This is a genomic window from Streptomyces sp. NPDC023481 (assembly GCF_055560195.1).
In genome coordinates, this window is sequence record NZ_JBVHJE010000015.1 from 197,969 (window position 1) to 218,643 (window position 20,675).

The following is a 20,675-nucleotide window of genomic DNA, read 5'->3' on the forward strand; positions in this document are numbered from 1 at the left end:
GCACCCGATAGCGTTAACATGACGAGAAATCGTCCGGTACCCAGAGCGGACTGGAACGGGAAGGCCGCCGTCGCGTGAGTACAGTCCACCAGCCAGACCTCAAGGACCGCCCCGCGCGGCTCACCGTCGGCGTCGTCGGCGCCGGCCGCGTGGGCCCCGCGCTGGCCGCGTCCCTCCAGCTCGCCGGACACCGCCCGGTGGCCGTCTCCGGCGTTTCCGACGCCTCCCGCAGGCGCGCCGAGGCGATGCTCCCGGACGTCCCGCTGGTGCCGCCCGCCGAGGTCCTCCAGCGTGCCGACCTGGTGCTGCTCACGGTCCCCGACGACACCCTGCCCGGCCTGGTCGCGGGGCTCGCCGAGACCGGCGCGGTACGGCCCGGACAGCTGCTCGTGCACACCTCCGGCCGGTACGGCGCGAAGGTCCTCGATCCGGCCCTGCGCGCGGGCGCGCTCCCACTCGCCCTGCACCCGGCGATGACGTTCACCGGCACCCCGGTGGACGTGCAGCGCCTCGCGGGCTGCTCCTTCGGCGTCACCGCGCCCGAGGAACTGCGGCTGGCCGCCGAGGCCCTGGTCATCGAGATGGGCGGCGAGCCGGAGTGGATCAGCGAGCAGAACCGCCCGCTGTACCACGCGGCCCTCGCGCTCGGCGCCAACCACCTGGTCACCCTGGTGGCCCAGTCCATGGAGCTGCTGCGCACGGCCGGTGTGACGGCCCCGGACCGGATGCTCGGCCCGCTGCTCGGCGCCGCCCTGGACAACGCCCTGCGCTCCGGTGACGCCGCCCTGACCGGGCCGGTCGCGCGCGGGGACGCCGGTACGGTCGCGGCGCACGTCGACGAGCTGCGCCGGCACGCCCCGCAGGCCGTGGCCGGCTATCTGGCGATGGCCCGCGCGACCGCGGACCGCGCGCTCGCGCACGGCCTGCTGAAGCCGGAACTGGCCGAGGACCTCCTCGGGGTACTCGCCGACGCGGGCCACGCGGGCCACGCGGGCTCCGACAGCCACCCCGGCCCCGGCGGCCGCCCACGCGCGGGCGGCCTCCGCGGCCCCGCCAGCCCGGGAGACGACGGCCCGGGAGACGAGGACCCGGGAGCCGACGGCCCGGAAGACGACGGCACCGACGGCACGCCCGGCCCCGAGGGGAGCGACCGATGACCACCGCCCTGCTGAGCACCGCCGGAGAACTGCACGCGCGCGTGCGCAGCGGCCGCCGTGCCGTCGTGATGACCATGGGCGCCCTGCACGAGGGTCACGCGACCCTGGTGCGCACCGCGCGGGAGATCGCCGGCCCGGACGGCGAGGTCGTCGTCACCGTCTTCGTGAACCCGCTGCAGTTCGGCGCCGGGGAGGACCTCGACCGCTACCCGCGCACCCTGGACGCCGACCTGAAGCTGGCCGAGCAGGCCGGCGCCGACGCCGTGTTCGCGCCCTCCGTGGACGAGGTCTACCCGGGCGGCGAACCCCAGGTGCGCATCACCGCGGGCCCCATGGGCGAGCGCTTGGAGGGCTCCTCGCGGCCCGGGCACTTCGACGGCATGCTCACCGTCGTCGCCAAGCTGCTTCACCTCACCCGCCCCGATGTCGCCCTGTTCGGGCAGAAGGACGCCCAGCAGCTGGCCCTGATCCGGCGCATGGTGCGGGACCTGAACTTCGGCGTCGAGATCGTCGCCGTACCGACGGTGCGCGAGGAGGACGGGCTCGCCCTGTCCAGCCGCAACCGCTACCTCGGACCGGACGAGCGGCGTACCGCGCTCGCGCTGTCCCGCGCGCTGTTCGCCGGCCGGGACCGGCACGCGGCGCAGGAGGCGCTGCGCGCGCGGGCCCGGGAAGTGCCCTCCACGCACGCGCGCGCCGAGGCGCTGAGCGCCATAGGCGAGTCCCGCGCGGCGGCCGACGCGCATGCTGTGGCCACCGCCGCGCCCGGCGGCCCCGCGGCCGTCCGCGCCGCCGCCCGCCAGGTCCTGGACGAGGCCGCCCGCCTCGAACCGCCGCTGAGCCTGGACTACCTCGCACTGGTCGACCCCGCCGACTTCACGGAGATCGGCGACGACTTCACCGGCGAGGCCGTCCTCGCCGTCGCCGCCCGGGTCGGCTCGACCCGGCTGATCGACAACATCCCCCTGACCTTCGGAGCCGCCTCGTGACCAGCACAGGCATACGACTGCACGCGCCCGCACCCGGCTGGGCCATCTCCGCGGACGTGGTCGTCGTCGGCTCCGGAGTGGCCGGCCTGACGGCGGCCCTGCGCTGCGAGGCCGCCGGGCTGACCACGGTCGTCGTCACCAAGGCCCGCCTGGACGACGGCTCCACGCGCTGGGCGCAGGGCGGCATCGCCGCCGCCCTCGGCGAGGGCGACACCCCCGAGGAGCACCTGACCGACACCCTGGTGGCGGGCGCGGGCCTGTGCGACGAGGAGGCCGTACGGATCCTGGTCACGGAGGGCCCCGACGCGGTACGGCGGCTCATCGACACCGGCGCGCACTTCGACGAGTCCGCCGAAGGGGAACTGGAACTCACCCGCGAGGGCGGCCACCACCGCCGCCGGATCGCGCACGCCGGCGGCGACGCCACCGGCGCCGAGATCTCCCGGGCCCTCGTCGAGGCCGTCCGCGCGCGTGGGCTGCGCACCATCGAGAACGCGCTGGTGCTGGACCTGCTGACGGACGCCGAGGGCCGGACGGCCGGCGTCACCCTGCACGTGATGGGCGAGGGCCAGCACGACGGCGTGGGCGCCGTGCACGCGCCCGCAGTGGTCCTCGCCACCGGCGGCATGGGCCAGGTGTTCTCCGCGACCACCAACCCGTCCGTGTCGACCGGCGACGGCGTGGCGCTGGCGCTGCGCGCGGGCGCGGAGGTCAGCGACCTGGAGTTCGTGCAGTTCCACCCGACCGTGCTGTTCCTCGGCGCGGACGCGGAAGGGCAGCAGCCGCTGGTCTCGGAGGCGGTGCGCGGCGAGGGTGCCCACCTGGTCGATGCGGACGGCGTGCGCTTCATGGTCGGGCAGCACGAGCTGGCCGAGCTGGCACCGCGGGACATCGTCGCCAAGGGCATCACGCGGCGGATGCAGGAGCACGACGCCGAGCACATGTTCCTGGACGCCCGGCACTTCGGCGCCGCCATGTGGGAGCACCGTTTCCCCACCATCCTGGCCGCCTGCCGGGCCCACGGCATCGACCCGGTCACCGAGCCCGTCCCGATCGCCCCGGCCGCCCACTACGCCTCAGGGGGCGTCCGCACCGACGCCCACGGCCGGACCACCGTGCCCGGCCTGTACGCGTGCGGCGAGGTCGCGTGCACCGGTGTGCACGGCGCCAACCGGCTCGCCTCCAACTCCCTCCTGGAGGGGCTCGTCTACGCCGAGCGGATCGCCGCCGACATCGCCGCCGCCCACGCCGCGAGCGACCTCCGCGCGCGCGTGCCCGCGCCGGTCCCGGAGCCCGACAGGCCCGCGCACCCGCTGCTCGCCCCGGAGACCCGGTTCGCCATCCAGCGGATCATGACCGAGGGCGCCGGCGTGCTGCGCTCCGAGGACTCCCTCGCCAGGGCCGCGGACCAGCTGCACAAGCTGCACGCGGAGGCCCGGGACGCGCTGGAGGAGAACGGCAAGACCGCCGAGCCCGGCGTGGACACCTGGGAGGCGACGAACCTCCTGTGCGTGGCCCGCGTCCTGGTCACCGCCGCCCGGCTGCGCGAGGAGACCCGCGGCTGCCACTGGCGCGAGGACCACGCCGACCGCGACGACACCGACTGGCGGCGCCACATCGTCGTACGGCTCAACGCGGACCGGTCGCTGGCCGTACGCACCACCGACACCGCAGACTTCCCCCCTATCCGGTAACAGCGCCCCAGGAGCAGTGACAGACGTGAGCACCGACGACCTTCCCCTCGTCCCGACCGCCGGCTGCGGCGACGGCTGCGCCTGCGGCGCGGAGAGTGACGAGGAGTACCTGGAGTGCGGGCTCGACCCCGCGCTCGCCGAGCTGCTGGCCGCTGCCGGCCTCGACCCGGTCGAGGTCGAGGACATCGCCAACGTCGCCATCCAGGAGGACCTGGACGGCGGCGTCGACGTGACGACCGTGTCGACCATCCCCGAGGACGCGGTGGCCACCGCCGACTTCACCGCGCGCGAGGCGGGCGTCGTGGCCGGCCTGCGGGTCGCCGAGGCCGTGCTCTCCGTGGTCTGCACCGACGAGTTCGAGGTCGAGCGGCACGTGGAGGACGGCGACCGGATCGAGGCCGGGCAGAAGCTGCTGTCGGTCACCACGCGCACGCGTGACCTGCTCACCGCCGAACGCAGCGCCCTGAACATCCTGTGCCGGCTGTCCGGCATCGCGACCGCCACGCGCGCGTGGGCGGTCGCGCTGGAGGGCACCGGGGCGCGCGTGCGGGACACCCGCAAGACCACCCCGGGCCTGCGGTCGCTGGAGAAGTTCGCCGTCCGCTGCGGCGGGGGCGTCAACCACCGTATGTCGCTCTCGGACGCGGCCCTGGTGAAGGACAACCACGTGGTCGCCGCCGGCGGCGTCGCGCAGGCCTTCAAGGCCGTACGGGAGGCCTTCCCCGAGGTGCCGATCGAGGTCGAGGTCGACACCCTCCACCAGCTGCGCGAGGTCGTGGACGCGGGCGCCGACCTGATCCTGCTGGACAACTTCACGCCCGGCGAGTGCGAGGAGGCCGTCGGCATCGTCGGCGGACGGGCGCTGCTGGAGGCCTCCGGCCGGCTGACGCTCGCGAACGCGCGCGCGTACGCCGAGACCGGCGTGGACTTCCTGGCCGTCGGCGCGCTCACGCACTCCTCGCCGATCCTGGACATCGGCCTGGACCTGCGCGAGGCGGAGTAACGGCCATGCTGCTCACGATCGACGTCGGCAACACGCACACCGTCCTCGGCCTGTTCGACGGCGAGGACATCGTCGAGCACTGGCGCATCTCCACGGACGCGCGCCGCACGGCGGACGAGCTGGCGGTGCTGCTCAAGGGCCTGATGGGCATGCACCCGCTGCTCGGCGAGGAACTGGGCGACGGCATCGACGGCATCGCGATCTGCGCGACCGTGCCGTCGGTGCTGCACGAACTGCGCGAGGTCACCCGGCGGTACTACGGCGACGTGCCCGCGGTGCTGGTCGAGCCGGGGGTGAAGACCGGCGTGCCGATCCAGTTCGACAACCCCAAGGAGGTCGGCGCCGACCGCATCATCAACGCGGTCGCGGCGAACGAGCTGTACGGCGGCCCGGCGATCGTCGTCGACTTCGGCACGGCGACCACGTTCGACGCGGTCTCCGCGCGCGGGGAGTACGTCGGCGGGGTCATCGCCCCGGGCATCGAGATCTCGGTGGAGGCGCTGGGGGTCAAGGCCGCCCAGCTGCGGAAGATCGAGGTGGCCAGGCCCAGGAACGTGATCGGCAAGAACACCGTCGAGGCCATGCAGTCGGGCATCGTGTACGGCTTCGCCGGGCAGGTCGACGGCGTGGTCGGCCGGATGGCGCGGGAGCTGGCCGACGACCCCGACGACGTCACGGTGATCGCCACCGGCGGGCTCGCGCCGATGGTGCTGGGGGAGTCCTCGGTGATCGACGAGCACCAGCCCTGGCTGACGCTGATCGGGCTGCGCCTGGTGTACGAGCGGAACGTCTCGCGGCTGTGAGGGCCGCACCGGCGCGGGCGCGGGCCCGTGCCGGTGGCACCGGACGAGGGAAACCCGGAACGACACGCGGCGAATCAACATCCGGATTACTCGCTTTTGTCCGATTAGTCGGTAGCGTCGCCGCATGCCCACGCCATACGGATCCCGCGGCGGCATGGCGTTCGGCGCGGAGGAGCTGCGTGTGCTCCGCCGTGCCCTCGCCCTCGCCCTCCACCCCGGCCACGTCTCCGCCGAGGACGTGCAGGACTGTTTCCGGCTCGCCGAGTCGCTCGACGAGGCGATGTGCGAGGGGGCCAGGCTGCGCGCCTTCCTGGTGGCCGACCTGGACCGCTACCGGGCCGCCCTGCCGGGCACCGTCGTCGGGTACCTGACCCTCCTGGAGGAGGCGCTCGGGGCCGGGTACCGGCCGGCACCGGACGACCTCGCCGCGCTGCGGGCGCTGCGCGGGAACCCCGGGGCGGCGGCGCTGCTGGACCGCTGCCGGGTGCTGGCCGAACAGGACGTGCGGGCCCGCTTCGCGCAGGGCGCGCGGAAGGTGCCGGCGCCCGCGGTGCCGCCCGCGCGGACGCGCCTGCTGGCCCTCGCGGGCGGCGCGGGCGCCCCCGGCGACGGAGAGCCCGAGGAGCCGTCGGAGGCCCCGCAGGAGCCCGCGGAGAAGCCGGCACCGGCCCCCGCGGAGCCGACGGCGCCGGAGCGGCCCATCCCGACGCCGGGCGAGGTCTTCCCGCGCCGCAGGCCCACGCCCCCGCCGCCCCGCCGGCTGGCCGCGGGCTGACACGGGTGATTCGTGTGCCCCCGGGGCGTTCGCCCGGGGTGCCGTGGCTACTCTGGGGGCATGGACTACGTCTCCGCGCTCGTGCCCCCGGTCGTCATGGCCGTGTTCTTCATCGGTGTGGTCAGGGTGATCGTGAAGACCCAGGGCGGGGCGGCCAAGGCCAAGGAGGACGCCGCCGTCGACGCCGCTCTCGCGCGCGTGGAGGGTGCGCCCAAGGCCTCCGCCACCGGCGACGCCTGACGCGGCCCGCGGGGCTCCCGCACACCCCGGCCGGCATCCCGGCCGGCTGTGCCCGTCGTGCGCCCTTTTTGTTCGTGTTTGTAGCTCTAGCGCACGTCCGGCACGCCATTGCCGGGATCTCCCACTATTGTTCTGAGGTGTGCCTCGCCCATTGGGAGAACTCGAAGACGCGGTCATGACGCGGGTGTGGAAGTGGAACCGCCCGGTGACCGTTCGGGAAGTCCTGGAAGACCTGCAGCAGGAACGCTCCATCGCGTACACCACCGTGATGACGGTTTTGGACAATCTCCATCAGAAGGGCTGGGTCCGTCGTGAGGCGGAAGGCCGGGCCTATCGATATGAGGCCGTGTCGACACGCGCCGCGTACGCCGCCGCCCTGATGAACGACGCCTGGTCGCAGAGCGACAACCCCGCCGCCGCTCTCGTCGCCTTCTTCGGCATGATGAGCGAGGAACAGCGCCAGGCCCTCAGGGACGCCGTACGCATCGTCCAGGGCCCGGAAGAAACCCGCGAAGCCCCCGCGGCCCGGCAAGAGGAGAACCCCGGCTCGGCAGAGGACGCGGCCGGGCGATAGCGTCCGCTCATGTCAGCAGAGCGTCCCGAAGTCTCCGCAAAAGCCATCACCGTCCGGCGGGCCCGGACCGGCGATGTCCCGGTCGTGCGCCGTCTCCTCGACGCCTACGTCCGTGACCGCATCCTGCTCGACAAAGCCATGGTCACCCTTTACGAGGACATCCAGGAGTTCTGGGTCGCGGAACGCGACGACAACGCCGAGGTGGTCGGCTGCGGCGCGCTGCACGTCATGTGGGAGGACCTCGCGGAAGTCCGCACTCTGGCGGTGAAGCCCGGCCTCAAGGGCGCCGGCGTCGGCCACCGGTTGCTGGAGAAGTTGCTGGAGACCGCGCGCTGGCTCGGCGTTCGCCGGGTTTTCTGCCTGACCTTCGAAGTCGACTTCTTCGGGAAGCACGGCTTCGTGGAGATCGGCGAGACACCGGTCGACACCGATGTGTACGCCGAGCTGTTGCGTTCCTATGACGAGGGCGTCGCGGAGTTCCTGGGTCTCGAACGAGTGAAGCCGAACACCTTGGGCAACAGTCGGATGCTTCTGCATCTGTGATCGTCATTGCCCCGGTGCCCTATGTCCGAAACGCGTATGTTTCCGGGCGCGCGCGGTCCGCCGGGTCACTCCCGAGGGTTTGTGTTTTTCCGGCAAAAGCGGTTTGCTTTCCGACGTACTGCAGTACTGCATATAACAGGGGCGGCGAAACGGCGGACGCCGCACACCCCCTGGGTCCTCAACGTTTTCGATGAAAGGAAATGCGGTGGCACAGAAGGTTCAGGTCCTTCTTGTCGACGACCTCGACGGCGGCGAGGCGGACGAGACCGTGACGTTCGCGCTGGACGGCAAGACGTACGAGATCGACCTCACGACTGCCAATGCGGACAAGCTGCGCAGCGTTCTTGATCCCTATGTGAAGGGTGGGCGCCGTACCGGTGGCCGCTCCTCCGGCGGGCGCGGAAAGGCGCGTGCCGCTTCCGGCGGCAATCAGGACACCGCGGCGATCCGCGCGTGGGCCAAGGAGAACGGTTACGAGGTCAACGACCGCGGCCGGGTTCCCGCGTCCATCCGCGAGGCCTACGAGAAGGCCAACGGCTGATCCCGCCGGTCGGCGGGGTGTCCGGCGCACGCGCGCCGCAGCCGGACCCGGTGACAGTGCGCTGCCACCGTGTCCACCAGTCGCACGAGATCGGGGGCGCTCCCCTCGCGCCCCACGGGGGATACGGCCGGCATGGCCGGCATGACCGGCAGCGAGGCCTCGACCTCGCGTCCAGGCTCAGGGGGTCGCAGCCACACGGCGGCCCCCTGCACGGCGTCACACGGGACGGAACGGGCCCGTACGGGCCGTAAGACGAGCGGTGCCTCCAGGGTGTCGCCCGCCCCGAGGACCCGCAGGTCCAGGCGTACGGCGCCCCATTCCAGCCAGTCCAGCAGCCCGGGCAGCTCCTCCGCGCCGCCCGCGGCCACCAGCAGCTCCATCCGGTCGCCCCGCAGGGCCACCGGGGACCCCGGCGCGAGATGCCGCAGCGCCCGCGCGCCCGCCTCGGCCGGCACGTCCAGCACGTCGAAGAGCACCCCCGTGAGCAGCCGCAACGGCCGTCCGGGCACGGTCGGCCAGCCCAGTTCGTTCTCGTACCAGTGCCGGGTCCGGGCGTCCGGGCCGGCGTGGGGATCACCGGCGACCGGTGCGTCCGGGTCGAGGGGCCGGCGAGGAAGGGGGACCGTGGAGGTCATGGAGACCGAGCCAACCATGCCCAGTGCAACGCGGGATCACCCACCGGGTTACGCTGGGTGGCCCGTCGGCTGCGCTGCGTGCCGGAATCCGGGGCGCGAGGGGGCTCGGGGAGACGCAAGGTTGTTCGCCCATAGCGGAGGGATCCGGGGCGCGCCGCATGGAGTGTCCGTCCCAGCGGGTAAGACATGCCTAGTGGGAGGGGGCGACACGCAGGACGGGCCGTCTCACGTTCGCCATCGGCGTACTGGCGACTGGGGTAACTGTCTGGCCTGCGGGAACATCGTCTCGCACCATCGGGTTGGAGCAGATGTCGGCGCACACGGTCAGGAGGCCATCGACGGTGTCGGCAGTTGGAATGAGCGGTCCCCGCTTGCGGGACTAAGCTGCGGAAGGACAGGGAGGGGAAGTTCCCCCCACTGCCTGACCGCTCTGAGGAGCGATTAACGATGTTCGAGAGGTTCACCGACCGCGCGCGGCGGGTTGTCGTCCTGGCTCAGGAAGAAGCCCGGATGCTCAACCACAACTACATCGGCACCGAGCACATCCTCCTGGGTCTCATCCACGAGGGCGAAGGTGTCGCCGCTAAGGCCCTGGAGAGCCTCGGCATTTCGCTTGAGGCGGTCCGCCAGCAGGTGGAGGAGATCATCGGCCAGGGCCAGCAGGCCCCGTCCGGCCACATCCCCTTCACCCCCCGTGCCAAGAAGGTCCTGGAGCTGTCGCTCCGCGAGGCCCTTCAGCTGGGCCACAACTACATCGGCACGGAGCACATCCTGCTCGGCCTGATCCGCGAGGGCGAGGGCGTCGCCGCCCAGGTCCTGGTCAAGCTGGGTGCAGACCTCAACCGGGTGCGGCAGCAGGTCATCCAGCTGCTCTCCGGTTACCAGGGCAAGGAGACCGCCGCCGCGGGCGGGCCGGCCGAGGGCACGCCTTCGACCTCCCTCGTCCTGGACCAGTTCGGCCGGAACCTCACCCAGGCCGCTCGCGAGTCCAAGCTCGACCCGGTGATCGGGCGCGAGAAGGAGATCGAGCGGGTCATGCAGGTGCTGTCCCGCCGTACGAAGAACAACCCGGTGCTGATCGGTGAGCCCGGCGTCGGCAAGACCGCCGTCGTCGAGGGCCTCGCCCAGGCCATCGTCAAGGGCGAGGTGCCCGAGACCCTCAAGGACAAGCACCTCTACACGCTGGACCTCGGCGCCCTGGTCGCCGGCTCCCGCTACCGGGGTGACTTCGAGGAGCGCCTGAAGAAGGTCCTCAAGGAGATCCGCACCCGCGGCGACATCATCCTGTTCATCGACGAGCTGCACACGCTGGTCGGTGCGGGTGCCGCCGAGGGCGCCATCGACGCGGCCTCCATCCTGAAGCCGATGCTGGCCCGTGGTGAGCTGCAGACCATCGGCGCGACCACGCTGGACGAGTACCGCAAGCACCTGGAGAAGGACGCGGCCCTGGAGCGCCGCTTCCAGCCGATCCAGGTCGCCGAGCCGTCCCTGCCGCACACGATCGAGATCCTCAAGGGCCTGCGCGACCGGTACGAGGCGCACCACCGCGTCTCCATCACGGACGAGGCTCTGGTCCAGGCGGCCACCCTGGCCGACCGGTACATCTCGGACCGCTTCCTGCCGGACAAGGCGATCGACCTGATCGACGAGGCCGGTTCCCGGATGCGCATCCGCCGGATGACCGCTCCGCCGGACCTGCGCGAGTTCGACGAGAAGATCGCCGCCGTCCGCCGGGACAAGGAGTCCGCGATCGACTCGCAGGACTTCGAGAAGGCCGCCTCCCTGCGCGACAAGGAGAAGCAGCTCCTGGCCGCCAAGGCCAAGCGGGAGAAGGAGTGGAAGGCCGGCGACATGGACGTCGTCGCCGAGGTCGACGGCGAGCTGATCGCCGAGGTCCTCGCCACGGCCACCGGCATCCCGGTCTTCAAGCTGACCGAGGAGGAGTCCAGCCGCCTGCTCCGCATGGAGGAGGAGCTGCACAAGCGGGTCATCGGCCAGAACGACGCCGTCAAGGCGCTGTCGAAGGCGATCCGCCGTACGCGCGCGGGTCTGAAGGACCCCAAGCGTCCGGGTGGTTCGTTCATCTTCGCCGGCCCGTCCGGTGTCGGTAAGACCGAGCTGTCCAAGGCGCTCGCCGAGTTCCTCTTCGGTGACGAGGACGCGCTGATCTCCCTCGACATGTCGGAGTTCAGCGAGAAGCACACGGTGTCGCGTCTCTTCGGTTCGCCCCCCGGATACGTGGGCTACGAGGAGGGCGGCCAGCTGACCGAGAAGGTGCGCCGCAAGCCGTTCTCCGTCGTCCTCTTCGACGAGGTGGAGAAGGCCCACCCGGACATCTTCAACTCGCTGCTGCAGATCCTGGAGGACGGTCGGCTGACCGACTCCCAGGGCCGGGTCGTGGACTTCAAGAACACGGTCATCATCATGACGACCAACCTCGGCACCCGGGACATCTCCAAGGGCTTCAACCTGGGCTTCGCGGCCTCGGGTGACACGAAGACCAACTACGAGCGCATGAAGAACAAGGTGTCGGACGAGCTGAAGCAGCACTTCCGCCCCGAGTTCCTCAACCGCGTCGACGACGTGGTCGTCTTCCCGCAGCTGACGCAGGCCGACATCCTCCGGATCGTCGATCTGATGATCGGCAAGGTGGACGAGCGCCTGAAGGACCGGGACATGGGCATCGAGCTGTCCCAGTCCGCCAAGGAGCTGCTGGCGAAGAAGGGTTACGACCCGGTGCTGGGCGCGCGTCCGCTGCGCCGCACGATCCAGCGCGAGGTCGAGGACTCGCTGTCGGAGAAGATCCTCTTCGGCGAGCTGCGTCCCGGTCACATCGTGGTCGTGGACACCGAGGGCGAGGGCGACACCGCCACCTTCACCTTCCGGGGTGAGGAGAAGTCGGCGCTGCCGGACGTCCCGCCGATCGAGCAGGCCGCGGGTGGGGCAGGGCCCAACCTGAGCAAGGACGCGTAAGCCTCCTGCTCGGCGGCCGAGCGTGAGGGGCCGGTGCCTTCGGGCACCGGCCCCTTCGGCGTTCCCGGGGCGGTTCCGCGCCGGGGTCCGGTCCTACGACAACTGTCCGTCGTAGTCGGGCAGTTTGAAGGTCTTCTCGGCGTGCCCGCCGGACAGGTCGGTGGCGCTGTTGCCGATGTTGGCGATGATCGTGTAGTCGTTCTCGATGTCGACGCGCTGGGCGGTCTTGTAGGCGGCGACGTCCTTGAAGAGGTCGAGCAGGCCGCGGACGTGGAGGCCGGAGACGTCGTAGCCGTCGTGTTCGAGGTTGTACTCGGTGGGCCAGTACAGGACGCCGGGCCGGGCGGTGACGAAGAAGAGGGAGACGCCGTGCTCCTGGGCGTACCGGGCGACGTCCAGGACGGGCCTGTTGGCCGGCTGGGGGTAGCTGAAGCCGTAGTCGGTCTCCAGCGTGGTGTTGTCGATGTCGAGGACGATCGCCTGCCTCTCGCCGGGGCGGGCGGCGGCGATGCGGTCCTTCAGGTACGGCAGGGCCTGGTCCATGACGGCCTGGCAGTCCTTCTGCCAGGTGGCGTAGTCGACCTTCGCGGAGGAGGTGCTCGCGGTCGCCGCCTCGGCCGGGGCGGCCGTCGCGGTCAGGGCGGCCACGCAGACGGCGGTCACGGACATGCGGCGCGCCCAGGGGCGTCTGGTCATCGGTGGTCCTCTCGCGGCTCTGAATGTCAGGGGCATGATCTGAGGCGAGGATGGCGCGAGGGGAACCGTAGGGTTACTGGACGGTAGGTGCCTAGAGGTGCGCATCACATTTCTGTGATCGTCGGTCCGGGTCACCGGTGATAAGGGGCACAGGCGAAATGTCCGGTACTAGACGGGATAGTGGGATGTGATAGGCGGGTAAAACGGGACAAAGAGGGATGTTTACCCCGGAGCCTCGCACACAAGAAGGCCAGCGTGCGGGCCAGTTGGCCGGAGGGTGGAGGCTGTCAAGAAAACGATTGGTTTCACGGTCATCTACGGCCTCTCGCCGTAGATGGGCCGTTTTGGGCGGGATCGGGTGGTCGGTTACCAAGGATTGGTCGCCAGGCCGGACGTCTCCCCCGGACGTCTGTGCGCCGGGTGGACGACCTGCTCCCGAGTCCACGAGGTACCGATGTTCCAGCGCTTCACGTCCCGCTCTTCCCGCCCGTCCTCGCTCCGTGCCCGCGTGACCGCCCTGGCTGCCGGAATCGGCGCCGCGGCCGTGCTGGGTACCGGGGTCGCGAGCGCCGCCGCCGCGCCCGCCGCCTGGATCGACCCGGTGAAGAACTACTCGCTCTCGGCCGGCTTCGCGCAGGCCGGCAGCCACTGGGTCGCCAAGCACAGCGGTCAGGACTTCGCCGTGCCGACCGGCACCGACGTCGTCGCCGCGCATGGCGGCACCGTCGTCAAGGCCGGCCCCAACGGCGCCGGCGACGGCCCGGCGTACGGCAACGCCATCGTCATCAAGCACGGCAACGGCACCTACTCGCAGTACGCGCACCTGTCCCGGATCGACGTCCGTCCCGGCCAGATCGTGAAGACCGGCCAGCACATCGCCCTGTCGGGCTCCACCGGCAACTCCACCGGTCCGCACCTGCACTTCGAGATACGTACGACCCCGAACTACGGCTCCGCCGTCGACCCGGTCGCGTTCCTGCGCGCCCACGGCGTGACGGTCTGACCTACACCGTCCCGCGGGCGTGCTCGTGCGCCTGTGCGATCAGGTCCAGGGCGACCTCGAGAACGGCTTCGCGCTTCTTCCCGGGGTCGCCTTCGATGTCCTGCATCACGAACATCCCGGCGTGCAGCGTGAACATCGCGCTGACGGAGCGGACCTGGTCGACCAGGTCCGTCTCCGGGTCGATGAGGATGTCCCGCAGGCCGCGCATCCGGTCCTTGAACGTGTCGCCGATGCGCAGTTCCCGTACCGTCGCCTGGTTCTCCTGCATGAAGCGGAACAGCGGCTCCGCACCCTGGAGCGCCTCGCTGTAGCGGCGGATGATCTCCTGCTTCGTCTCCAGCGTGTGCGGCTGGCCCCGGCCCCAGTCGATCAGTTCCAGGATCGGCTTCGTCAGGTCCTCGAAGAGGCTGACGGTGATCTCTTCCTTCGTCTTGAAGTGGTAGTACAGGGCCGCTTTCGTGACGTCCAGACGCTCGGCGATCTCGCGCAGGGAGGTCTTCTCGTAGCCCTGCTCGGCGAAGAGTTCGAGCGCCACGTCCTGGATGCGCTGGCGGGTGTTGCCGCGGCGCTGCTGTTTGGTGCCGTCCATGGTGAGGCCCATCCTCGTACTCCTCGCGCTCCCGCGGAAACTTACTTGACGCCCGGCTAGTAGCGCGTCTACCGTCCCAGTGTAGTGAGGACTAGCCGGGCGGCAAGTAAGTGCTTGGCGCAGGGGGAAACGGGAAGATGATGGCGGACACGGTCGAAACCACCACCGAGGGCAAACCGCCCCGCAGCGTGCGAGTGGTGCTGCTCGCGCTCATGATCGCGATGATGCTCGCGATGCTCGACAACATGATCGTGGGGACGGCGATGCCCACGATCGTGGGCGAACTGGGCGGCCTGGAACACCTCTCCTGGGTCGTCACCGGGTACACCCTGGCCACCGCGGCCTCCACCCCGGTCTGGGGCAAGATCGGCGACATGTACGGCCGCAAGGGCGCCTTCCTCAGCTCGATCGTGATCTTCCTCATCGGCTCGGCGCTGAGCGGCATGGCCCAGGACATGGGCCAGCTCATCGGGTTCCGGGCCGTGCAGGGCCTCGGCGCCGGCGGTCTGATGGTGGGCGTCATGGCGATCATCGGCGACCTGATACCGCCGCGGGAGCGGGGCAAGTACCAGGGCATGATGGCCGGCGTCATGGCGCTGGCGATGATCGGCGGCCCGCTGGTCGGCGGCACCATCACCGACAACTGGGGCTGGCGCTGGGCCTTCTACATCAACCTGCCGCTGGGCGCGGTCGCCCTCGCGCTGGTCACCGCCGTACTGCACCTGCCGCGCAAGCGGTCCAAGGCCGGCATCGACTACCTGGGCGTCGTCCTGCTGACCGTCGGCATCACCTCCATCGTGCTGGTCACCACCTGGGGCGGCACCGAGTACGCCTGGACCTCCGCGCGGATCATGGAGCTGATCGGCATCGGCGTGGCCGCGCTGGTCGGGTTCGTGTTCTGGCAGACCAGGGCCGCCGAGCCGGTCCTGCCGCTGCACATCTTCAGGAGCCGCAACTTCACCCTGATGTCGGTCATCGGCTTCATCACCGGCTTCGTGATGTTCGGCGCCACCCTGTTCCTGCCGCTGTACCAGCAGGCCGTGCAGGGCGCCTCCGCGACCAACTCCGGTCTGCTGCTCCTGCCGATGCTCGGCGCGATGCTCGTGACCTCGATGGTCGCCGGGCGGGTCACGACCGGCAGCGGCCGGTACAAGATCTTCCCGATCGTCGGCGGTGTCCTGATGATCGTCGGCCTGTACCTGCTGTCCCTCATGGACACCGGCACGACCCGGCTGACCTCCGGCGTCTACATGGCGATCGTCGGCGCGGGCATGGGCTGTCTGATGCAGATCACCATGCTGGTCGCGCAGAACAGCGTGGAGATGAAGGACATGGGCGTGGCGTCCTCCTCGGCCACCCTGTTCCGTACCCTCGGCTCCTCCTTCGGCGTGGCCATCATGGGCGCCCTGTTCAACCACCGGGTGCAGGACGTCATGGCCGAGCGGGCCGGCGCGCTGGGCCGGAACATCACCGAGCAGTCGGCGCAGCTGGACGCCAAGAGCCTGCAGAAGCTGCCGGCCGCGGCCCGCGAGGCCTACCAGCACGCGGTGTCCTCGGGCACGCACTCGGCGTTCCTGCTCGGTGCCGTGATCGCGGTGATCGTGCTGATCGCGGCCCTGTTCGTCAAGGAGGTCCCGCTCCGGGGCGGTCCGAAGGCCGCCGCCGAGGGTGCCGACCCGGCCCCGCAGGCCATGGTCGAGGCCCTCTGAGCCACCCGGACCCGAGGGCCCCGGCGGGTGTCCGCCACCGGGGCCCCCGGCCGTTCCCCGCCGCCCCGTCGACTGCGGCGTGCCCGGCGTCCGCGCTGGTCGGCGCCGGTGCGGGCCCGTTGTCAGACCCCCGTGTCACCATCGGCACATGGACAGGATCCGCCGTCTGCGTCTGGCCAAGGACGCCATGGACCGGGACTGGGCCGACCCGAGCCTCGACCTGGAGGTGGCGGCGGCCCACGCCGGGTACTCGCGGTACCACTTCCTGCGCGCCTTCAAGGAGGCGTACGGCGAGACACCCGGCCAGTACCTGACGCACCGGCGGATCGAGCGCGCCGAGGAACTGCTGCGCGGCGCCGATCTCACGGTGACCGAGATCTGCACCCTGGTCGGCTTCAGCAGCCTCGGCACGTTCTCCGCCCGCTTCAAGGCCCGCACCGGCCTCAGCCCGAGCGCGTACCGGACGCGGCACACCGGCCGCGGCGCCGCCCTCATACCGGGCTGTTACGCCATGCTCTGGGCCGGCGGTTTCCACTCCGCAACATCGAAGAAGCGCACTCCGCCCGGTCCTGCCTACGGTGACGAGCAGGAACAGCAGCCCCGCGACAGGAGAGCGCAGCCATGATCAAAGGCCTGGCCATCAGCACCGTGTGGACCACCGACCAGCAGCGGACGAAGGCCTTCTTCACCGAGAAGCTGGGCTTCGAGGTGCGCAACGACCTCGCCCTGGGCGACATGCGCTGGATCACCGTCGGTGCCGAGGACCAGCCCGGCCTGGAGCTGGCGCTGATGAGCCTGGACGGGCCGGGCCTGGACCCCGAGTCCGCCGAGGCGCTGAAGAAGCTGGTCGCCAAGGGGGTCCTGGGCGCGGGGGCGTTCCACACCGACGACTGCCGGGGGGACTACGCGACGTTCGCGGCACGCGGGGTGGAGTTCGTCCAGGAGCCGAAGGAGCGGCCGTACGGCATCGAGGCGATCTTCCGCGACGACAGCGGCAACTGGTAGTCGCTGACCCAGCGCAGCGAGGAGCTGGACTTCTCCAAGGACTTCGGGTGACCGCGCGGCCGGCCGCGGAGCCGGACCACACGGCGGTACGGACCGCGCTGTGGCGGGCGCTGCACCTGCGGGCCGATCCGCCGCCGCAGTGATCGAGGACGAGGTCGGGCTGCGACTGGCGGACCCCGGCGACGACTGGCCTTCCCGGCCGGACATGGACGAGCGGGCGACCCGGCCCCGGCGCGGCCCGCGGGGCTGGCCTGCGCGGCCCGCCCGGGCATGGTCGGTGCTGCTGCCGGGGACTGGTCGGTGCTGCTGGCCGGGGACTGGTCGGTGCAGCCCGTGCCCTACGCCGGCAGCATCGGGTAGCTGCCCGTGTTGGTGGGGGCGTGTTCCGGCAGCCACAGGACGGCTACCGCGCCCTCCGCGGGGATGCCGGGGGGCGCGCCCGCGGGGCGTACGTTGCGGAACGTCAGGCGGGCGCCCATCACCCGGGCCTGCCCCGCCGCGATGGTCAGCCCGAGCCCGTGGCCCTGCCCGGCGCGGTGCACGCTGCCGGTGCGGAACCGGCTCGGACCCTCGGCGAGCAGCTCCTCCGGGAAGCCGGGGCCGTGGTCGCGTACCCGGATGACCCGGCCCTCCACGGTCACCTCCACGGGAGGCCGGCCGTGCCGGGCGGCGTTGGCGAGCAGGTTGAACAGCACCCGCTCCAGCCGTCGCGGATCGGTGGTGACCTCCGACTCGTGCACCACCCGCACGGTCACGTCGGGACCCTTGGCCGCGACCCGGCGCGCGACGAACTCGCCGAGCATGATGTCCTGCAGCTCCGCCCGCTCCGAGGCGCCGTCCAGCCGGGCCACCTCCAGGACGTCCTCGACCAGGGTGCGCAGGGCCTTGGCCCGGTCCAGGACCAGTTCCGTGGGCCGGCCCGGCGGCAGCAGCTCGGCGGCCGTGAGCAGGCCCGTCACCGGGGTGCGCAGCTCGTGCGCGATGTCGGCGGTGACCCGCCGCTCGGCCTCCAGGCGCTGGCGCAACGCGTCCGCCATGGCGTCCACGGCGCGCGCGAGCTCGTCGGTCTCGTCCCGGACGACCCCGCCGATGGCCTCCTGCACCCGGATGTCGGTCTCGCCGTTGGCGGCCTGGGTCGCCGCGTCCGCCGCCTTGCGCAGCCGGCGGGACAGCTGCCCGCCGATCAGCACCCCCAGCGCGCTGCCGCCGAGCACCACCGCGACCGAGCCGATGACCAGGGCCTGGTCCAGGTCCGCGAGCATGTCGGTGCTGCGGTCCGGCAGATGGCTGTGCAGGGACAGTACGTGCCCGTCCTTCACCGGTACGGCCGCCCAGATGTCCGCCGCCCCGTCGTGCTCGGAGACGTCGCTGGCCCGGCGCCCCCGCTCGACCTTCTCGCGCAGCGCGGCCGGCAGCTCCGGGTCGTCGATCTTGATGTAGGGAAAGACCCGACCCCGGTTCAGCTCGTAGTTGCGCTGGGCCATCAGGACCCGGTCGTTGGCCAGCTCGCGCGCGTTGTCGAGCATCGAGACACGGGCCGCGTTGTGCACGACCAGGCTCAGCACGATCGCCACCAGCCCGGCCACCAGCGCGATCGCCGCGCTGACCTTCCATCTGAGCCCGGTCCGCAGGCCCACGCGCTCCATGCGCCGGACCGGGTGCCGCCAATTCCCCCGCATGCCGCCGCTCCGCTCAGGCCTTCAGCTTGTAACCGAAGCCGCGGACCGTCTCGATCCGGTCCTGGCCGATCTTCTGCCGCAGCCGCTGCACATGCACGTCCACGACCCGGGTGTCACCGCCCCAGCCGTAGTCCCACACGCGTTCCAGCAGCTTGTCGCGGGAGAGCACGGTCCCCGGCGCGGAGGAGAACTCCAGCAGCAGCCGCATCTCGGTCGGCGTCAGGGCCACCGGCCGTCCGGCCCGGCGCACCTCCATGCCATCGGTGTCGATCTCCAGGTCGCCGAAGACCAGCGTGCCACCGCCGACCTCGGCGGCGGACCCGTCCTGCGCGGACCCGCCGGCGTGCCCGAAGCGCCGCAGCACCGCGCGGATCCGGGCGACCAGCACGGCCCCGTCGAAGGGCTTGGTCACATAGTCGTCGGCGCCCGCCTCCAGACCCAGCACGACGTCGATGGAGTCGGCGCGCGCCGACAGCATGATCACCGGCACGGTCGACTCGTCCCGGATCCGGCGGCACAGGCTGACCCCGTCCAGGCCCGGCACCATGACGTCCAGCAGCGCGATGTCGGGTCGGTTCGCCCGGAACGCCTCCAGTCCCGACAGGCCGTCGGGAATGGCGGTGACCGCGAAGCCGTCCCGCTCCAGGGCGAGCTGGGTGGCCTCGCGGATGACGTCGTCGTCCTCGACGAACAGGACGTGGGTCTGGTCTGCCATCCCGGTGCTCTCAGTCCTCGTGGTGTCGTGGGGGGTGGTGCCCGGCGGGGGCGTCAGCTGTCCGGCGTGGGCGTCGGGCCCCCGCCGGCCGACTTGCTGTACTCGTTGCGGGTGGACTTCCCCGGCGCGAACCGTCCCTCGGTCCACCGGTACGGGGTCACGATCTCACCGGACGGGCTGGAGATCGGGTCCCCTCTCTCGTAGTACTGCCGGGTCACCGACAGGACACCCTGGTCGATCTCGGCGTAGACCGGGGACTCCTCGCTCTTGAACACGTTCCGGAACGAGCCGTCGCGGTCCCGGTACACATACGAGCCGATTCCGACCGCGTCGGCGCAGGTCAGCACGTTGACGACGACGTCGTCCACGGGTCCGTCGGTCAGATTGCCGTAGGACACGTCGACCGGGTACTCGTCGCCGTTGCACGGCTTCAGCTCCCGCTTGACCGCGCTCGACACCTCCGGATCGCTCTTGATCAGCGCCACGGGATCCACCCGGTGGTATCGCTCCGCCGGGCTGGGGGAGGGGGAGTCGACGGCCCCGGCCACCGCCGAGGCGTGTGCCGGGCCCTCGTCCCGGGCGCCCGTGCCCCCACTGCCGCACGCGGCGACGAAAAGGGCGAGGGCGGCGAGCGCGGCCCCCACCGCGATCACCGCCTGTGTACTGCCTAGGGCCCGGTCGGGCCCGGCCCCGGTCAGGCCGCGCAACGCTCCCGCTCCTCACGCTCCAGCGCGCGTGCGTCCAGATCGCGGGCCTCCAGCTCCTCACGGAGCCGGGCGAGCGCCCGGTGCAGCGTGCTCTTGACCGTACCGGCCGACATGCCGAGGGCAGCGGCCGTCTCCTCTGTGGACATCTGCTCCCAGTGTCGCAGCACCACGACACTGCGCTGCTTCGGTGCGAGCACCTTCATGACATCCATCAGCAGGGCCCGGTCGGCGTGCTGCTCGGTCGAGTCCTCCACGGACGCGTCCGGCAGCTGCTCGGTGGGCACCTCTTCCAGCTTGCGGGCCCGCCACCACTCGGTCCGCGTGTTGATCATGACCCGGCGCAGATAGGCGTCGGCGAGCCGCTTGTCGGCGATGCCCTCCCAGCGGCCGTACGTCCGTACCAGCGCGGTCTGCAGCAGGTCCTGGGCGTCGACCGGGTCCGGGACCAGCCGGCGCGCGCTGCGCAGCAGCGCGTCCTGCCGGGTGCGGACGTACTCCTCGAATTCGAGCACCTCGCCCTGGGCCATGTTCAACCGCCTCCGTTCCCCGCTGTGCTTCCGGCTCGTGCCCGAAGTCCCGCTGTCCCCGCGCCCGGTGGTCCGCCGGGCACGCAGAGAAAACTACGGAGTGGTTGTCACGGGGCTG

At 71.4% G+C, this 20,675-nt stretch carries 22 protein-coding genes and 1 pseudogene; 16 read left to right on the top strand and 7 right to left on the bottom strand.

The window, feature by feature from the left end:
* Window positions 1-74 precede the first annotated feature (74 nt).
* The 10 genes from ACZ3ZD_RS27235 to ACZ3ZD_RS27280 all read left to right on the top strand — a co-directional run bounded on the left by ACZ3ZD_RS27235 (window position 75) and on the right by ACZ3ZD_RS27280 (window position 8,319).
* Window positions 75-1,157 (top strand): Rossmann-like and DUF2520 domain-containing protein, encoded by a 1,083-nt coding sequence (locus tag ACZ3ZD_RS27235; RefSeq protein WP_467402457.1) that lies wholly within the window; start codon window positions 75-77, stop codon window positions 1,155-1,157.
* Window positions 1,154-2,146, top strand: a complete 993-nt coding sequence (panC, locus tag ACZ3ZD_RS27240) for a pantoate--beta-alanine ligase (RefSeq protein ID WP_467402460.1) — start codon at window positions 1,154-1,156, stop codon at window positions 2,144-2,146. Before ACZ3ZD_RS27235 ends, panC begins: the two co-directional genes overlap by 4 nt.
* Entirely contained in the window at window positions 2,143-3,840 is a 1,698-nt protein-coding gene (locus ACZ3ZD_RS27245) for an L-aspartate oxidase (RefSeq protein WP_467402462.1), read from the top strand. The genes panC and ACZ3ZD_RS27245 overlap by 4 nt, the downstream gene beginning before the upstream one ends.
* Window positions 3,841-3,865: 25 nt before the next feature.
* Window positions 3,866-4,843, top strand: a complete 978-nt coding sequence (gene nadC, locus ACZ3ZD_RS27250) for a carboxylating nicotinate-nucleotide diphosphorylase (RefSeq protein WP_467402466.1) — start codon at window positions 3,866-3,868, stop codon at window positions 4,841-4,843.
* Window positions 4,844-4,848: 5 nt separating this feature from the next.
* Complete coding sequence (locus tag ACZ3ZD_RS27255; protein WP_030342725.1) at window positions 4,849-5,646, top strand: type III pantothenate kinase; 798 nt, start codon at window positions 4,849-4,851, stop codon at window positions 5,644-5,646.
* A 154-nt stretch (window positions 5,647-5,800) separates the two neighbouring features.
* Entirely contained in the window at window positions 5,801-6,421 is a 621-nt protein-coding gene (locus tag ACZ3ZD_RS27260) for a hypothetical protein (RefSeq protein WP_467402568.1), read from the top strand.
* A gap of 60 nt (window positions 6,422-6,481) precedes the next feature.
* Window positions 6,482-6,661, top strand: a complete 180-nt coding sequence (locus tag ACZ3ZD_RS27265; RefSeq protein ID WP_467402470.1) for a hypothetical protein — start codon at window positions 6,482-6,484, stop codon at window positions 6,659-6,661.
* A gap of 151 nt (window positions 6,662-6,812) precedes the next feature.
* On the top strand, window positions 6,813-7,235 hold the full coding sequence (locus ACZ3ZD_RS27270) for a BlaI/MecI/CopY family transcriptional regulator (RefSeq protein WP_467402571.1): 423 nt from the start codon (window positions 6,813-6,815) through the stop codon (window positions 7,233-7,235).
* 9 nt (window positions 7,236-7,244) lie between these two features.
* Window positions 7,245-7,778 carry an amino-acid N-acetyltransferase gene (locus ACZ3ZD_RS27275; RefSeq protein ID WP_467402472.1) on the top strand — a complete coding sequence of 178 codons (534 nt, stop codon included), beginning with the start codon at window positions 7,245-7,247 and terminating at the stop codon, window positions 7,776-7,778.
* A 205-nt stretch (window positions 7,779-7,983) separates the two neighbouring features.
* Window positions 7,984-8,319, top strand: a complete 336-nt coding sequence (locus ACZ3ZD_RS27280; protein WP_467402475.1) for a histone-like nucleoid-structuring protein Lsr2 — start codon at window positions 7,984-7,986, stop codon at window positions 8,317-8,319.
* On the opposite strand, the gene ACZ3ZD_RS27285 is transcribed toward ACZ3ZD_RS27280, so the two are convergent.
* Window positions 8,298-8,954, bottom strand: a complete 657-nt coding sequence (locus tag ACZ3ZD_RS27285; protein WP_467402477.1) for an SCO3374 family protein — start codon at window positions 8,952-8,954, stop codon at window positions 8,298-8,300. The genes ACZ3ZD_RS27280 and ACZ3ZD_RS27285 overlap by 22 nt on opposite strands.
* Before the next feature lie 447 nt (window positions 8,955-9,401).
* Here ACZ3ZD_RS27285 and ACZ3ZD_RS27290 point away from each other — a divergent pair, with 447 nt between their 5' ends.
* The gene (locus ACZ3ZD_RS27290; protein WP_467402481.1) at window positions 9,402-11,927 is read left to right on the top strand and encodes an ATP-dependent Clp protease ATP-binding subunit; all 2,526 of its coding nucleotides are present in this window, start codon (window positions 9,402-9,404) and stop codon (window positions 11,925-11,927) included.
* Between the two features lie 93 nt (window positions 11,928-12,020).
* Here the strand turns inward: ACZ3ZD_RS27290 and ACZ3ZD_RS27295 are convergent, their stop codons facing one another.
* Window positions 12,021-12,623 (bottom strand): HAD family acid phosphatase, encoded by a 603-nt coding sequence (locus ACZ3ZD_RS27295; RefSeq protein WP_467402485.1) that lies wholly within the window; start codon window positions 12,621-12,623, stop codon window positions 12,021-12,023.
* 454 nt (window positions 12,624-13,077) lie between these two features.
* Here ACZ3ZD_RS27295 and ACZ3ZD_RS27300 point away from each other — a divergent pair, with 454 nt between their 5' ends.
* Window positions 13,078-13,626, top strand: coding sequence for a M23 family metallopeptidase (locus ACZ3ZD_RS27300; protein WP_467402490.1), 549 nt, complete (start codon window positions 13,078-13,080; stop codon window positions 13,624-13,626).
* A 1-nt stretch (window position 13,627) separates the two neighbouring features.
* Here ACZ3ZD_RS27300 and ACZ3ZD_RS27305 read toward each other — a convergent pair whose 3' ends face one another.
* Entirely contained in the window at window positions 13,628-14,227 is a 600-nt protein-coding gene (locus ACZ3ZD_RS27305) for a TetR/AcrR family transcriptional regulator (RefSeq protein WP_467402494.1), read from the bottom strand.
* A 128-nt stretch (window positions 14,228-14,355) separates the two neighbouring features.
* On the opposite strand from ACZ3ZD_RS27305, the gene ACZ3ZD_RS27310 reads away from it, so the two are divergent.
* From ACZ3ZD_RS27310 to ACZ3ZD_RS27325, 4 genes and pseudogenes are all read left to right on the top strand, one after another.
* Window positions 14,356-15,924, top strand: a complete 1,569-nt coding sequence (locus ACZ3ZD_RS27310; protein ID WP_467402573.1) for an MDR family MFS transporter — start codon at window positions 14,356-14,358, stop codon at window positions 15,922-15,924.
* Window positions 15,925-16,072: 148 nt separating this feature from the next.
* Complete coding sequence (locus ACZ3ZD_RS27315; protein WP_467402499.1) at window positions 16,073-16,549, top strand: helix-turn-helix transcriptional regulator; 477 nt, start codon at window positions 16,073-16,075, stop codon at window positions 16,547-16,549.
* Window positions 16,546-16,929, top strand: a complete 384-nt coding sequence (locus ACZ3ZD_RS27320) for a VOC family protein (protein WP_467402503.1) — start codon at window positions 16,546-16,548, stop codon at window positions 16,927-16,929. Before ACZ3ZD_RS27315 ends, ACZ3ZD_RS27320 begins: the two co-directional genes overlap by 4 nt.
* 47 nt (window positions 16,930-16,976) lie before the next feature.
* Window positions 16,977-17,152, top strand: a pseudogene (locus tag ACZ3ZD_RS27325) (SAM-dependent methyltransferase); the annotation flags it as partial.
* A gap of 115 nt (window positions 17,153-17,267) precedes the next feature.
* Here ACZ3ZD_RS27325 and cseC read toward each other — a convergent pair.
* The 4 genes from cseC to ACZ3ZD_RS27345 are packed head-to-tail and all read right to left on the bottom strand — an operon-like array spanning window position 17,268 to window position 20,557.
* Complete coding sequence (gene cseC, locus ACZ3ZD_RS27330) at window positions 17,268-18,608, bottom strand: two-component system sensor histidine kinase CseC (protein WP_467402505.1); 1,341 nt, start codon at window positions 18,606-18,608, stop codon at window positions 17,268-17,270.
* 13 nt (window positions 18,609-18,621) lie between these two features.
* Window positions 18,622-19,323, bottom strand: coding sequence for a two-component system response regulator CseB (gene cseB / locus ACZ3ZD_RS27335; protein ID WP_467402508.1), 702 nt, complete (start codon window positions 19,321-19,323; stop codon window positions 18,622-18,624).
* 53 nt (window positions 19,324-19,376) lie between these two features.
* Window positions 19,377-20,030: a hypothetical protein gene (locus tag ACZ3ZD_RS27340; RefSeq protein WP_467402510.1), complete on the bottom strand. Its 654-nt coding sequence runs from the start codon at window positions 20,028-20,030 to the stop codon at window positions 19,377-19,379.
* On the bottom strand, window positions 20,018-20,557 hold the full coding sequence (locus ACZ3ZD_RS27345) for a SigE family RNA polymerase sigma factor (RefSeq protein ID WP_055703482.1): 540 nt from the start codon (window positions 20,555-20,557) through the stop codon (window positions 20,018-20,020). Before ACZ3ZD_RS27345 ends, ACZ3ZD_RS27340 begins: the two co-directional genes overlap by 13 nt.
* Between the last annotated feature and the right edge of the window lie 118 nt (window positions 20,558-20,675).

Bases quoted from the DNA above. Each gene is read 5' to 3' on its own strand.
- panC (WP_467402460.1), top strand. From the start codon at position 1,154: ATGACCACCGCCCTGCTGAGCACCGCCGGAGAACTGCACGCGCGCGTG.
- ACZ3ZD_RS27255 (WP_030342725.1), top strand. From the start codon at position 4,849: ATGCTGCTCACGATCGACGTCGGCAACACGCACACCGTCCTCGGCCTG.
- ACZ3ZD_RS27260 (WP_467402568.1), top strand. From the start codon at position 5,801: ATGGCGTTCGGCGCGGAGGAGCTGCGTGTGCTCCGCCGTGCCCTCGCC.
- ACZ3ZD_RS27265 (WP_467402470.1), top strand. From the start codon at position 6,482: ATGGACTACGTCTCCGCGCTCGTGCCCCCGGTCGTCATGGCCGTGTTC.
- ACZ3ZD_RS27275 (WP_467402472.1), top strand. From the start codon at position 7,245: ATGTCAGCAGAGCGTCCCGAAGTCTCCGCAAAAGCCATCACCGTCCGG.
- ACZ3ZD_RS27285 (WP_467402477.1), bottom strand. From the start codon at position 8,954: ATGACCTCCACGGTCCCCCTTCCTCGCCGGCCCCTCGACCCGGACGCA.
- ACZ3ZD_RS27290 (WP_467402481.1), top strand. From the start codon at position 9,402: ATGTTCGAGAGGTTCACCGACCGCGCGCGGCGGGTTGTCGTCCTGGCT.
- ACZ3ZD_RS27295 (WP_467402485.1), bottom strand. From the start codon at position 12,623: ATGACCAGACGCCCCTGGGCGCGCCGCATGTCCGTGACCGCCGTCTGC.
- ACZ3ZD_RS27300 (WP_467402490.1), top strand. From the start codon at position 13,078: ATGTTCCAGCGCTTCACGTCCCGCTCTTCCCGCCCGTCCTCGCTCCGT.
- ACZ3ZD_RS27305 (WP_467402494.1), bottom strand. From the start codon at position 14,227: ATGGGCCTCACCATGGACGGCACCAAACAGCAGCGCCGCGGCAACACC.
- ACZ3ZD_RS27310 (WP_467402573.1), top strand. From the start codon at position 14,356: ATGGCGGACACGGTCGAAACCACCACCGAGGGCAAACCGCCCCGCAGC.
- ACZ3ZD_RS27315 (WP_467402499.1), top strand. From the start codon at position 16,073: ATGGACAGGATCCGCCGTCTGCGTCTGGCCAAGGACGCCATGGACCGG.
- ACZ3ZD_RS27320 (WP_467402503.1), top strand. From the start codon at position 16,546: ATGATCAAAGGCCTGGCCATCAGCACCGTGTGGACCACCGACCAGCAG.
- cseC (WP_467402505.1), bottom strand. From the start codon at position 18,608: ATGCGGGGGAATTGGCGGCACCCGGTCCGGCGCATGGAGCGCGTGGGC.
- cseB (WP_467402508.1), bottom strand. From the start codon at position 19,323: ATGGCAGACCAGACCCACGTCCTGTTCGTCGAGGACGACGACGTCATC.
- ACZ3ZD_RS27345 (WP_055703482.1), bottom strand. From the start codon at position 20,557: ATGGCCCAGGGCGAGGTGCTCGAATTCGAGGAGTACGTCCGCACCCGG.